The following is a 12,137-nucleotide window of genomic DNA, read 5'->3' as shown; positions in this document are numbered from 1 at the left end:
CCGCTCTCCTAAAGCGGGTGTCGCAGGTTCGAATCCTGCCGGGGGCACACAGGTAGGGCCCTTCCGGCCCTGGTCAGAGCGGTAACGCTAGATCAGGGCCGGAGGTGTTCGCGGGGGTTCGAGGGGTGTTGAAGTGGGTTCAAGAGGTGGCCCGTCTCCCAAATTTCCCCCAAACGATCATGTCATCCCCCCTGGTCACAGGGCACAATGACCGCGGGCTCCCCGACCGCAGCATGGTCGGGGAGCCCGCTTCGCGCCGGACCCGTCCGGGGGGTCACCAGGTGCAGAGACCGGCACGCTCATTGGGGGGGTGGCGTTGGAGGTGGCCGTCAGCCCCAGCCGATGTCACCGGCCGGGAGCGTGGTCGGCGTCGGGGTCGGGGTCGGGGTCGGCGACTCCGCCGGCGGGGCTCCCCAACCGATGTCGCCCTCCGTGGAGATGACGCGCTGATCCTCATCGGCGTTCGCAGCGGACACCGGGATGGCCACGGCGACAGCGGCCAACGCGAGCGCGGCGGCGGCCCTCAGCGCCTTGCTGGGTCGAGTCACAGGGGAACCTCTCTTCGAACACGCGTACGTATTTCGGCGATCCCTACGAGAGTGCCACGGACCTATGCCAGGATCTAGACCTGGGGCGCTGCAACATTACGCGTTGCGACGAAATGCAACGCGGAGTTGAGGGGTGGGATCGTGCAAACGTACAACCCGGCCACAGCCGGGCAACCGCTCACGGCCGAAGAGCAGGTGGCCTACAAGGCCATCGCGGCCGGCGGTGACGCGGACGAGGCAAGCACACGGCGGCTGGCCGAGGAGGGCCTCATCGTTCCGGACCCGTACGAGCCGGGCCGGTGGGTCGCCATAGATCCGCGGGCGGTCGCACAGCGGCTCCTCGCTGACGAGCAGGAGACGCTCGCGCGCAGCCTGGAGCGCATGCGCCAGGTGCCGGTCATCGAGGGCCTGGCCGCGCACTTCGACGCCCACCGCCTCTATGGCGGGCCGGGCAGCGAGTTCCTGCCCACCATGGCCCAGGTGAACGATCGACTCGGCGCGGTGTCGGCCCTGGCGACGAAGGAGATCTGCACCGTGCAGCCCGCGCCGCCGGCCGAACGGAACATGGACGTGAAGCGCCTCGGTTCCGATCGGAGCATCGCCCTACTGGAGAGCGGCCGCGTGGGCATGCGCCTCGTGTACGGCATCGGCGCGCTCGCCGATGAGGGAACGAGGCGGTACGCGGACGCGTTCATCGCGGCCGGCGGCCAGATCAAGGTTTCGGCCGCCCGCGAGCAGCGTCTCATCATCGTGGACGGGGACAGTCTCTTCGTGGACGACTACGTCCTCGAGGGCACCGAGTCACACAGTGGCTGGCACATCCGCGACCGCGCCACAATCGCTTGGGCCAAGGCAGGCTTCGATCGGCTCTGGGAGCGGGCCCGGTGGTGGTCGGAGGCGCTCGCGGAGGCGGGCGACATAAGGCTCTCTCCGCGGCAGCTCGACATCCTCGGGCTCTTCGACGCAGGGCTGGACAGTCGGGCCGCGGCCAAGGAGCTGGGCATCAGCCCGCGCACGGTGGCGACCGAGCTCACCGAGGCCAAAACCGCCCTGGGGGTCACGACCACCTACCAGCTCATGGCATGGTACGGCCGCTGGGCGGCCCGCGCGAAGGCGTGACGAACGAGCGAGCCCCGCCCGCGGCAGCATCGCAGGCGGGGCTCGCGCTCCTGCACCCCCTAAGCGGAGGCACGTCTACCGGTAATCCCCCAAGCCCTTCAAGATCAAACTTTTTACCTGGTCAGGTAAAGACAAACGATCATGAGACGCAGACGTTGGAGGGATGCCCACTGAACAACCCGCCTGGGTGATTACGCGCCGCAAGGAGATCGGCGCGCGCATCCGCAGCGCACGCGAGCACGCGAACCTGTCGCAGCTCAAGCTCGGCGAGGTCGTGGGCGTCGATCACAAGACGGTTCACCGCATCGAGCACGGCACGTCAGACCCGGGCCTCGGTCTCCTGCTGCACATCGCCCGAGTCGTCGACGTCGACCTCGCCGAGCTGGTGCGGTAGCCCCGGCCGGGGACGGGACCCGGCCGGGGCAGTCTCTGGCGGCTAGACCGCCGGGGCCCCGGAGCCGGGGCAGGTTTCCGTGCCGGTGCCGTTGCGCTGATGCATGGTGGTCGGTGTGCCGGGGGGACTCCCCACGGTCGCGCCGCAGCTCGGGCAGCTGCCCTCCACCAGGCCGGGGTCGAATCGCTTGCTCACGTTCCAGTCCTCCTAGATGTAGGTGGTGCTGAAGGTGGTGCGATGTGCACTCCCCGGCTCGACGCCGGGGAGGATCTACACGGCGGCCTGGAGGTCGAACGCCCGGCCGCCGAGGGTCTGTCCCGCGCGCGCGGTGTGGTGGAACAGGCAGAAGCCCTTGGCCTCGTTGTGGAAGACCACTCGGAAGCCGGGGTGGTGCGACTCGGGGTCGAAGGCGGCGGCGTCGGCCACCTGCTTGTTCCCGCTGTTCACCATGGCGGCCGCGAAGTAGTGCTGCGCTCGCTCCGGAGTGACCTTCCCCTCCTCGAACAGGTTCGGGTAGGGCACCTCGGCCGGCGGCTCGCCCTCGACGGGAATCTCCGGGCCTTCCCACTTGTCGCCGGGAGCGGCTGCGCAGGTGACGCCGATCCAGAACTGAGCGCCGGTGGTGAGAGTCACGTGGACGCCACGCAGGTGCTCCTTGCCACGGTCCCAGGGCTCTGCAGACATGACGTCGGGGGCTTCAGCGAGAGCCGCAAGGGCGAACTGATGGAACGTGTCGAGTCGCATTTGTGATCATTTCCTCTCGTGGCGGCCTGCCCATCCTATGGACCCGGGTAGGCCGCCACGGGCCGTCAGGGCGTGATGCCGAAGACGAGGTACGCCAGGACTGCGGCGACGACGAGGCAGTACAGGGCCTGCCGCTGGAGGTCGCTCACGGGGCGTCGGACCGGACCGGCGGGAGCCCCGTGCGGCCGACGAACCGGGCCCGCTGCGCGCTGCGGTGCTCGCCGAGGGCATCGAGCATGTCGCGAGCGGCGTAAGCCAGGAGCCGCGCGTAGGAACGGTCTCCGAGCGGCTCGTCCGCCGGGCCCTGGTCCCGGAGCCGGGCCCACGTCTTCAGCGCCTCCGAGCCACGCTCGGGCCGCTGGTCGGCGGGCATGCACTCGACGAAGGGAGCCAGCACCGCGCAGTGCTGCAGCAGCCGAGCGGTGAGCTTGGCCAGGGACGCGGCGCCGGGCTGGGTGAGGACGGTGCTCCGCGCGCGGGCGATGTCCAGCCGGGCGGCCTCAGCGATGTGGTCCTCAACGACATCCGCGACCTGAAGAACCAGCGGGCCGAGCGGCACCTCGATCGTGTACTCGGCCGGCCTGTCGTGCTGCAGCTGCTCGTCCACGTCCGCTCCCTACCGTCGTTGTGACCTGCGGTGTCTACGACGGTAGGGGCGGGTGGACTAGGCGAGGGGTAGGGTCCCTACCCCCTTAGCAAGGGGTACGGTTCCTACCCCCTGCGTGATCAAACAGCTACACCGAGTTCCATGGCGAGGGACTGCGCATCGGACCGCACCATCCGGGGGCCGGTCTTCGCCAGCTCAGGCAGGACCATCCGCGTGTGCATGTTGTAGCGGATTGTCTCGGGAGACTCTCGGTGCGCCTTCTCCAGTAGCGCGATCGCGGCTACGCCTTCGTCCTGCATGCCGTACGCGCGAGCCGTTTCGATGAGGTGGTACGAACGGCGAGTGGCCGACGGGACCGTGTTCAGGTCCAGCGCGTTCGCAACCTCCAGAGCCTTGCCCGGCTGCATGAGGTCGTTGTGCATCGTCAGCGCGTATGCGTCTACGACGCCCTGCCCGAAGATCAGCCACGGGTGGGCGTAGTCCGGGCCCAGCCGGCGGGCTGCGTCGTTCGCGCGATCCCAGTACCGCCATGCCTGCCCCTCGCGGCCGACCTTCGCGAAACTGAGTGCGACCGCCAGCTGCAGCAGACCCCAGCGCGCGAGGTCCTCCTCCTCGTCCTGGCGCAGCAGCGCGGCGGCCTGTTCGGCGAGCTCGACGCGAGCCTCGGCCGCCTCGTTGGCGTCGCGGTAGACGTGGTTCATGTACCAGGCCGCACCCGCGATTGCGCGCGGGCTATCGGCATCCTGCGCCGCAGTCATCGACCGGTCCCCCGTCAGCATGACCAGGTCCGGGGCTGGCTGGAAGGACAGGAACAGCTGCGCCAAGTGGTAGGCCTGGGCCTGGGCAACAAGGGCACGGCGCCGCTCGGTTCCGTCAAGGGCGCGGGCGGAGTGCTGGGTGTCGGCAAGCAAGTCGGGCAACAGGGCGGCGATCCGTGATCGATGGTCGCCCTCGCCGTGCCACAGCTTCCACGCCTGCCGTACGCGGGCAGCGAGGACTTCCGCCGACTCCGGTTCGCGGTCTGCTGGCGTCAGCCAGTAGGTCGTGAGCGCCCGCTTGATCGCGGGGAGGTCGGTGTGCGCGGCCTTGGTGTAGGTGGCAGCAGCGATGCGCTCGTCGCCGGTCAGGTCGGCGATGTCGCACTCGTAGATGGCGGCCAGGCGAATGAGCATGGGCAGGCGGGGCATTCCGATCGTGCCGTTCTCGATGCCCTTCACCCACTCGGCTGACCGGCCGACCAATCCCCCTGCTACCGGACGGGTCAGGCCGGCGCGGTCGCGGGCTCGGCGGGCGCGTTGGGCGAATGTCTCAGGGATCAGTGCGGGGCTGTGCTGCTCAGGCATACTGGGCTCCGTTCGTTCTGACCTCGACACTCAGAACGCTACTCCCCTCAGGCGACGGGGAGATGACGAAAGCGCCCCCTGCCCGGCCCGAAGGCCAGACAGGGGGCGTCGTTCGTTCAGTGGGCGGCGAGCTCGTACAGGGCGATCCCGAGGCCGGCCAGGCCGCACACGGCGGCGATCGATGGGAGCGGCCAGCGGCCGCGCTCCAGGGCGTCGAGGCGGGTCTCGTGGTCGGCGAGCTGCTTGTCGGTCTGGTCGCCGCGCTGGACGAGGAGCGCGAGGGATCCGTCGACGCGGGCGAAGCCGGCCTCCATCGTGCCGCGCAGGCGCTCGAGCTCGACGGCCACCGCGACGGGCTCGGCGGGGGAGGGTGTGGTCACGAGGCCGGGCCCTTCTCGTCGACGAGGCCGAGGCCGACGCGGTCGAGCAGCTGCTCGACCCCGGGCAGCGCCATGACGCGGGCGAGGCCGCCCGCGACGGCCAGGGCGCCGGCGACCCACGGCAGGGACGCGGGGATGCCGGAGGCGTCGACGATCGCGGGCAGGACGACAGCGATGCCGACGGCGCCCTGGAGGATGGTGCGGACAGTGCGCTTGGTGGCGGTGCTCATGTGGGGGACTCCGATCACTTGATCTTGGGGACCTTGAGGGCGTTCCAGGAGGTGCGGCCGGGCCAGCCATCGGCGTCGGTGCCGCGGTATCCGAGCTTGCGCTGCCAGGCCGCGTAGGACTGGCGGTCGGCCTCCGACCAGCGCGGGCCGGGCCCGACCTTGTACCGGCCGCACCCCTCGGCGACGAGGCGCCGCCCCATCGCGGTCACGATCGGCGAGGACGGGTTGGCCTTGAACCAGGACGTGCCGGGGAACGGCTCGTACTGCGCAGCGGGCGGCTTGGCGGCCGGGGGCTTGGGCTTGCCCGGGGCGGTGGCGAGGCGCTGCTCGACCCGGCCGCGCATGCCCGGCATGCTGACGCCGCGCGGGTCGCTCTTCCAGTCGGACCACTCGGCGTGGCCGATCACGGAGCGGGCGCCCCAGCCGTGGGCCCGGCACAGAGCGGCCGACACGCGCTCGATCGCAAGCAGTTGCTCGGCCGGCCACGGGTCGGCGCCGTTGCCGAGGTTGATGCACTCGAAGCCGTAGAACCGGCTGTTGCCGTCGACCGCGCCCGCGCTGCCCTGGTGCTCGCGCGGGGCCGGCGGCCGGTCGCGGTAGGTCTCGGTGATGACGGCCTGGAGGACGGACGGGTCGCCCCCGCCTGCGTGGTTGGCGCGGCCGTTGCCGACGAGGTGGACGGTACCGTCCTTGGCGATGACGCCGTGGCACAGCGGGCCTGGCAGACCGGTGTAGCCGTTGTAGCAGAGCTCGACCGAGGACCTGGTACCGGAGCTCACGGTGTGATGGATCATCACGCCGACCACCGGCCCCCAGGCGCCGGCCTGGTTGCGGTTGTGGGTGCGCCAGCCGTCGTGCTCGACGACGGTCACGCCTTCGGCCCGGAGAGCGGCGACGAGCCGGTCTGCGGTCAGGGGAGCAGCCATCACGCCACCTCCGGGAAGTGCCAGGAGCCGTGGGGATGCGGCGCGGTGTCGGAGCTCGGGACGCTGCTGTAGGCGGCCATGCCGCCCTCGGCGCCGAAGATGGTCAGGTTGACCGTGCCGTCGCCGGCGGCGGCCGTGACGATGCCGGCCTTACAGACCTCCTCGGCGTCGATGTAGTGGACGATGCGCCCGACCGTGGCAACGGCCATGGGTCCCTCCTCGGGGAAGCAGAAAGGCCCGCGCGGAGGCGGGCCGGTGGGCGATACGGGACGGGCGGGGGGTTACCCCCAAAGGCCCTCGATGAGGATCAAGCGGTAGTCGAAGATGCCTGCGTTGGCGGCGTTGTTGACCCGGTGCTTGATCGTGACGGTCAGGGTCTCCCCAGGCACAAGGTTGCTGAGGTGTTTGCGCAGGTCGAGAGGCTGGTTGTTCGACCCGACCGTGATCAGGGCGGCGTTGTCGGACGGGCTGTAGACCGTGCCCGAGACCGACCCGACGGCCTGCCAGCTGGTGATCGTGTTGGACGTCGACGCGTTGCGCTGCGTGGAGCGGATCTCCACGGCCACCTTCCCGGAGACGGGCACGACGGCTTGCGCGCTGAAAGCTCCGCCGGACGCGTCGGTGTACGCGGTGCTGGTGGTGGACCGGCCGGCGGTGGTGTCCTCGGCCTCGACGGAGCCGACGGTCAACATGGCGGCGGTGATGATGTCGCCTGCGAGTGCCATGCGGTACCTCCTTACAGGGCGATGCGGGCGGGGTCGGCGACCTGGACGTCGGCGCCGGCGGCGTGCGCCTTCGAGATGCCGTTGACGGCCCGGGTGACGGTGGCGGTCTGGGTGAGCGTCGTCCCGGTGACCGCGGTGACCCGGACGCGCTCGCCGCCGACGAGCAGGTCGAACGGGAAGCGGCTCGGGTAGGCGGCGGAGTCGACCCAGCGCGGCCCGGGGGACGAGACGAGCGTGAACGAGGTGGCCGAGGCGGAGACGGCGCCGCCGAGGGTGCAGCCGTCCGTGGCGATCCGGCCGCGGACGGCGTCGCCGACGACGCCGACCGTCCAGGGCCCGGCCGGGGTGCACGTGAGGGTGACGTCCCAGGTGTACTGGTCGATGACCTCGGCGATGCCCTGGACGAACAGATCGATCGGCCCCGGGGGCAGCCAGGTTGGGGGGTTGGTGATCTGGATTCGGTCGCCGATCTTCAGCGTGAGGTACGCGGGGATCAGGTGCGGTGCGGCGTGGAGCATGAGCCGCACCGTGGGGTACCGCGCCTCATCCCACGTGCCGAGGTGCAGCCGCCATCCGGCGATGTGCTCGGTCTGGTGATCGGCCCCGAGGTTGAGCGTGACCGACTCGTCGTAGACGCCGACCCCCTGCGGCGGCGGCTGGACGGACAGAGGCCCGGTGCTGCGCACGGCACGGCTCGACGAGCCGCCCGAGCGCGAGACGGTGACGTCGTTGCGGGTCCGCTGGTCATCCTCGACCGGTTCGAGCGGCGGGCCGACCTCGCCCTCTGCGGTGTAGTCGAGGACGAGCGCCGGCGCCTGGTTGTACAGGGTGCGGCGGTCGCGGTACACCAGGCTGCTGCTGGCCCGGTCCTCGTAGAGGATCCCCCCGTCGCAGTCTGCGGCGTCCTGCAGGAGGTCGAGCAGGGAGGCGGGCCGCTGCGGGCCGAGGGGCTCGGAGGCCGCGGGCACGCTGCCGTTGAAGACGGTGAGCGCCACGGTGGCGCTCTCCTCCGCGGCGAGACGCTCCATGCGGTCGGTGGCCGGCTCGTTGCTGTACCCGTGGTCCGCATCGCGGTAGGCCGCAGCATCGGTTCCGTCCCCGACGGGCAGCACCGACAGGTGACCGATCCGCAGGCCGGAGACGGTGGCGCCGAACTGGGTGTCGACGAGGGCGACCTGTCCGACGCTGCCGGCGACGGACCCGCTGAAGCCGCCGGCCGATCCGCCGATGTTGAACCAGAAGAGGGACCAGTCGACGTTGGCGCCGTTCTGCTCGGCCTCGAACTGGAGCCGCTGCCAGCCGGTGAACACGTCGGAGCCGATGCCGACGGTGGCGTTCACGATTTGCGTGCCGTCCGCGGCGAACCCCTGCACGGTGCCGACGCCGGTCCGCTGCAAGATGCGCCACCGGCGGACCGTCCCGGACGTCGTCCAGGACAGGAACTCGGCATCGGAGGCCGGTGCCGTGTCGACCGCGTAGAGCATGTGCACGGACCACTGCGTCGTGCCCGCGGGCGGGGCTGGCACGGTGCCGCGCATCCTCGCCCCCGGCTCGACCGCTGGCAAGGGGGATGAGCCGGCCAAGGTGTCGTCCTGCCCGAACGTCCAGCCGCCGGTGAGTCGCAGGGGCGCCACTCCCCTGATCGGTGAGTACGCCTGCGTGGCCCCCTCGTCGTCCTCGCACGGCCAGTACGCCAGCGGCGAGTGGGAGGGGATGCGGCGGCGGAGCGTGCTGTCGAGCGACTTGCGGCCCTGCCCGAGGCGGCGCAGGATGCCCGCTGCCTCGATAGGCACCCACACGTCGCGGCCGGAGACGTCCCAGCGGGCGGGCCATGAGGAGACCTCGCCGACGAAGCGCGTGTACCGGTTGCCGATCGTGCTCGTGCCGAGGACTGTCCAGACCTTCCCGGTGCTGTCCGTGAACGAGCCGGCCCCGGGCGTCTGCGTGGTGAAGTCCGGCGCGGCGACGAGCGCGCCGCCGATGCCGTTGCGGACCTCGGCGGCGTGGACGCGGCCGATGGGCTTGGCGAACGTCAGGTTCGTGGCGTCGCCGACCTTGAGCTCGGTCGTCGAGGTGAAGATCGACGTGGTGCCCGCGCCCGTGACGGGTGCGCCGAGCTGCGTCCAGGGACCGGCGATCGTGGGGGCGGTGTAGAACGTGGCGGTCCAGCCGCCGGCGCCGTTGTTGACGTCGAGGGTGACTCGCCAGGCCATCCGGCGGGAGACCGGCAGGACGGGCATGACGGTGGCGTCGGCCTGGAGCACCGTCGAGCCGTCCGGCGACCACTCCAGGTGGGGTTTCCCGTCGCGACTCTGGAGCATCCACGACCGCTGGTTGCCGGTCGTCGACCACTTCCCGACGAGGTCGACGGACGGGCCCACACCGGTCGTGCGCCAGTTGTCGAGGGTGGCGTCGACCCGGATGTCGATGTCCCCCGTGACGTCGAGCGCCGCAGTGTCCGGGGTGTGTGCGCCGCTGCCGAGGGCGCCCGTGGTGCTGAGGTAGGACGGGCCGCCAACGGAGAGACGGATCGGGGTGTTGCGGCCGATCAGTCCGTAGTACGGCGAGCGCGGGTTGCGGGGGCTGTACTTGCCCTCGCGGTTGTTGATCTCCAGGGTGAGGCGGCCGGGGTTGGTGCGGACGCTCTCCTCGGAGCGTCCGCACTCGATCCCGATCGGCGACCGGGTGTAGCTGTCGGCGGTGATGTCCGTCCACGTGCCGCCGACCTGGAGCTCGACGAGGACGTCGAGCGGAGTGCTCGGGAACGCCACGGGGCGCCTCCTTACTGCCCGAAGGCGACTTGGACCGATCCGCGGCCCTCGACGCGAACGATCTTCTGGAGCAGGGTGCGGACAGCGGAGTCGGCGCCGGTGGTCTCCAGGCGGACGACGACGACACCCGCGCCGGCCATCCCGCCGCGGGTGAGCGGCGCGGCAGCAGGGGCGAGCTGCCGCCCGGTGGCGAGGGCGGCCGTGGCGGGTGGGGCCTGGACGAGGGTGGCCATGGTGTGGGCAAGCTCGGGTTGCCCGGCCTCGATGCCCTGGACGACACCGGCGGGGATCCAGCGGCCGACCTCGGCGGCCATGACCCTCGAAGGGCTCGCGATCCCGAGGGCCTTGGCGATCGGCCCGGGGATGAGGTGGCGTGCCCAGCCCGTGAGGGTGGAGCGCAGCCATGGGCCCATGCCCTGGATGCCCTTCCACAGACCGCGGACGACGTCCTGCCCCTTGCCGACGAGCAGGTTGCCCAGGTTGCCGAGCGCGCGGACGATCATGCCGGGGAAGCCCCGCATCCACGAAACGAGGCCCATGGCCTTGCTGGTCACACCGGACTTGATCTTGTCCCAGTGCTTGATGACGAGACCGGGGAGCGTCCAGTTCAGGAAGAAGTTCCAGATCTGCTGGCCTGCCCACTTGATCGCGCCCCAGATCGCGGGCCAGATCTTGCTCGTGAACGCGAGGATCTTGTCCCAGTTGGCGATCACAAGAGCGACCAACGCGATGACGATCGCGATGACCCAGCCGATCGGGCCCATGGCGATGAGCCACTGTGCCGCCATCGTGAGGGCCCACACGACGGCGCGCGCGGCCATCATCGCGAACTGGGCGACCGCGGTCGCTCCGGCCCGGACGACGGCGGCGATCCAGGTTCCGATGGACACGAGCGCGGAGCCGACCCATGAGGCCGCGGTCGTGGCGGCCGAGGCGACCGCCGCGGCGGCGATCCGGGTGTAGGTCATCAGGCCCCAGGCCATCATCCGGGTCCACCCGGCGACGGCCGCGAACGAGGCGGAGTTCATGACCGTGGTGGCCACGGTCGCGATCGCGGTGTAGGCGGCGTAGACCCGCTGCGCGGCGGCCACCGTGAGGACGACGGCGGCCAGGCCGGCGAGGGTGTAGGCCAAGCCTTTGGTGACGCCGCTGTTCTCCATGGCGAACCCTGCGATGGCGCCGCCGACAGCACCGAGCTCGGCCATGGCGCTGCGCTTGAACTTCTCCAGTGCGGCGGCAGGGTTGTCGTGCAGAGCCTTCGATGCTCGCTCGGTTGCGCCTTGAACGTCGCCGAGTGCGGCCACGGCCGACGAGGGGTCGAGCGCCATGAGGGTGTTCTGCATGGCGGCGCCCTCCTCGCCGAACAGCTCCGCGGCGATGGCGTCCTGTCTGATCGGATCTTCGAGGCTGCGGAGCGAGTCGAGCAGCTTGTCGAGTGCAGCATTCGCTGCCGGGCCGCCGGACGTGAGGTCGACGGTCATCTGCCGGGCATCGAGCTTCAGGTCCTTGAAGATCTGGTCCAGTTCGTCGCCGCCTGCTGCCACGTTGCCCACGAGCTCTTCGAACAGGCCGATCACTGAGTCGGCAGACTCAGCGCCGGCGCCGAGGCCCTGCACGATGAGGCCGGTGGCCTGCTGGGCGGTGAACCCGAACGTCTTGAGGTTGTCGGCTCCTCCGATGAGGGTGTCGAGGAAGTCGTCGGCCCGGTTGGCGCCCCTCTGCATGCCGGCGGTGATGATGTCGAACGCCTCGTTGGCGTCCTTGGCGAGACCGGTCTTGAGCAGCTGCCCGACGGCAGAGGTGACCGGGCCGACCTCCTGGTCGAAGGTCTCGGCGAGCGTTAGCGCCTTCTTGGTCAGCGCCTCCATGCCGCCCTCGGCCGCAGCGGTGTCGCCGATGTTCTGGTACACGCCGCGGACAGCAGCGTTCACCGTCTCAATGGAGTCGCCCCACGCGTCCCTGTAGACGCCAGCGGCAACCTTGGAGAGCGCGGCAGCCTCGGCGGGACCGACACCGAGCTGAGCGGCAAGCTTGGCGCCAGCCGCCTCCATGTTCATGTGGGCCACGACGCTCACGCCGAGGGCGGCGGCGAATCCGGCGCCGATGGTCGCCGCCGCGGTGTTGAACCGCTCTCCCATGGCGGAGAGCTCGCCGGTGGCCTTGTCGCGGGCGATCAGGTTGAACACGAGGGAGGTGTCCGACACAGGATCACCTCCTCATCTTCTGTTCGGCCTCGTCCTGGGCGGCCTTGTAGGAGTCGAGCCAGTCGAGGAGCGCGTCGGTCTCCTCGACCGTGAGGCGGGCCCAGTCGTCGGGCTTGATCCCGAGGAGGTGGGCGGCGTTGCCCAGC

The 12,137-nt window shown here is 70.6% G+C and carries 14 protein-coding genes; 2 read left to right on the top strand and 12 right to left on the bottom strand.

Features of this window, described 5'->3' with window-relative positions; translation table 11 throughout:
• Positions 1–329: 329 nt before the first annotated feature.
• Positions 330–548 carry a hypothetical protein gene (locus tag ACFY7C_RS37460; protein ID WP_389660396.1) on the bottom strand — a complete coding sequence of 73 codons (219 nt, stop codon included), beginning with the start codon at positions 546–548 and terminating at the stop codon, positions 330–332.
• A gap of 141 nt (positions 549–689) precedes the next feature.
• Here ACFY7C_RS37460 and ACFY7C_RS37455 point away from each other — a divergent pair, with 141 nt between their 5' ends.
• Positions 690–1,667 (top strand): LuxR C-terminal-related transcriptional regulator, encoded by a 978-nt coding sequence (locus ACFY7C_RS37455; protein WP_389660393.1) that lies wholly within the window; start codon positions 690–692, stop codon positions 1,665–1,667.
• A 163-nt stretch (positions 1,668–1,830) separates the two neighbouring features.
• The gene (locus ACFY7C_RS37450) at positions 1,831–2,061 is read left to right on the top strand and encodes a helix-turn-helix domain-containing protein (RefSeq protein WP_389660390.1); all 231 of its coding nucleotides are present in this window, start codon (positions 1,831–1,833) and stop codon (positions 2,059–2,061) included.
• Positions 2,062–2,103: 42 nt separating this feature from the next.
• Here ACFY7C_RS37450 and ACFY7C_RS37445 read toward each other — a convergent pair whose 3' ends face one another.
• The 11 genes from ACFY7C_RS37445 to ACFY7C_RS37395 all read right to left on the bottom strand — a co-directional run bounded on the left by ACFY7C_RS37445 (position 2,104) and on the right by ACFY7C_RS37395 (position 11,991).
• Positions 2,104–2,256, bottom strand: a complete 153-nt coding sequence (locus ACFY7C_RS37445) for a hypothetical protein (RefSeq protein WP_389660387.1) — start codon at positions 2,254–2,256, stop codon at positions 2,104–2,106.
• A 75-nt stretch (positions 2,257–2,331) separates the two neighbouring features.
• Entirely contained in the window at positions 2,332–2,745 is a 414-nt protein-coding gene (locus ACFY7C_RS37440) for a hypothetical protein (RefSeq protein WP_389660384.1), read from the bottom strand.
• 205 nt (positions 2,746–2,950) lie between these two features.
• Positions 2,951–3,412, bottom strand: a complete 462-nt coding sequence (locus ACFY7C_RS37435; protein WP_389660381.1) for a DUF6415 family natural product biosynthesis protein — start codon at positions 3,410–3,412, stop codon at positions 2,951–2,953.
• Positions 3,413–3,531: 119 nt separating this feature from the next.
• Positions 3,532–4,755: a helix-turn-helix domain-containing protein gene (locus ACFY7C_RS37430; protein ID WP_389660378.1), complete on the bottom strand. Its 1,224-nt coding sequence runs from the start codon at positions 4,753–4,755 to the stop codon at positions 3,532–3,534.
• Between the two features lie 116 nt (positions 4,756–4,871).
• Entirely contained in the window at positions 4,872–5,135 is a 264-nt protein-coding gene (locus ACFY7C_RS37425; protein ID WP_389660375.1) for a hypothetical protein, read from the bottom strand.
• A complete protein-coding gene (locus tag ACFY7C_RS37420; RefSeq protein ID WP_389660372.1) occupies positions 5,132–5,365 on the bottom strand; it encodes a hypothetical protein in 234 nt (77 codons plus the stop codon). The genes ACFY7C_RS37425 and ACFY7C_RS37420 overlap by 4 nt, the downstream gene beginning before the upstream one ends.
• A gap of 14 nt (positions 5,366–5,379) precedes the next feature.
• Positions 5,380–6,291, bottom strand: coding sequence for a peptidoglycan-binding protein (locus ACFY7C_RS37415; protein WP_389660369.1), 912 nt, complete (start codon positions 6,289–6,291; stop codon positions 5,380–5,382).
• Entirely contained in the window at positions 6,291–6,500 is a 210-nt protein-coding gene (locus tag ACFY7C_RS37410) for a hypothetical protein (protein ID WP_389660366.1), read from the bottom strand. The genes ACFY7C_RS37415 and ACFY7C_RS37410 overlap by 1 nt, the downstream gene beginning before the upstream one ends.
• A 72-nt stretch (positions 6,501–6,572) precedes the next feature.
• The gene (locus ACFY7C_RS37405) at positions 6,573–7,016 is read right to left on the bottom strand and encodes a hypothetical protein (protein WP_389660363.1); all 444 of its coding nucleotides are present in this window, start codon (positions 7,014–7,016) and stop codon (positions 6,573–6,575) included.
• Positions 7,017–7,027: 11 nt separating this feature from the next.
• The gene (locus ACFY7C_RS37400; protein ID WP_389660360.1) at positions 7,028–9,787 is read right to left on the bottom strand and encodes a hypothetical protein; all 2,760 of its coding nucleotides are present in this window, start codon (positions 9,785–9,787) and stop codon (positions 7,028–7,030) included.
• Between the two features lie 11 nt (positions 9,788–9,798).
• Positions 9,799–11,991, bottom strand: a complete 2,193-nt coding sequence (locus tag ACFY7C_RS37395; protein ID WP_389660358.1) for a phage tail tape measure protein — start codon at positions 11,989–11,991, stop codon at positions 9,799–9,801.
• Between the last annotated feature and the right edge of the window lie 146 nt (positions 11,992–12,137).

It is taken from the genome of Streptomyces sp. NPDC012769 (genome assembly GCF_042901205.1).
Classification (GTDB): Bacteria; Actinomycetota; Actinomycetes; order Streptomycetales; family Streptomycetaceae; genus Streptomyces.
This window is presented reverse-complemented; position numbering and strand designations above follow the sequence as displayed.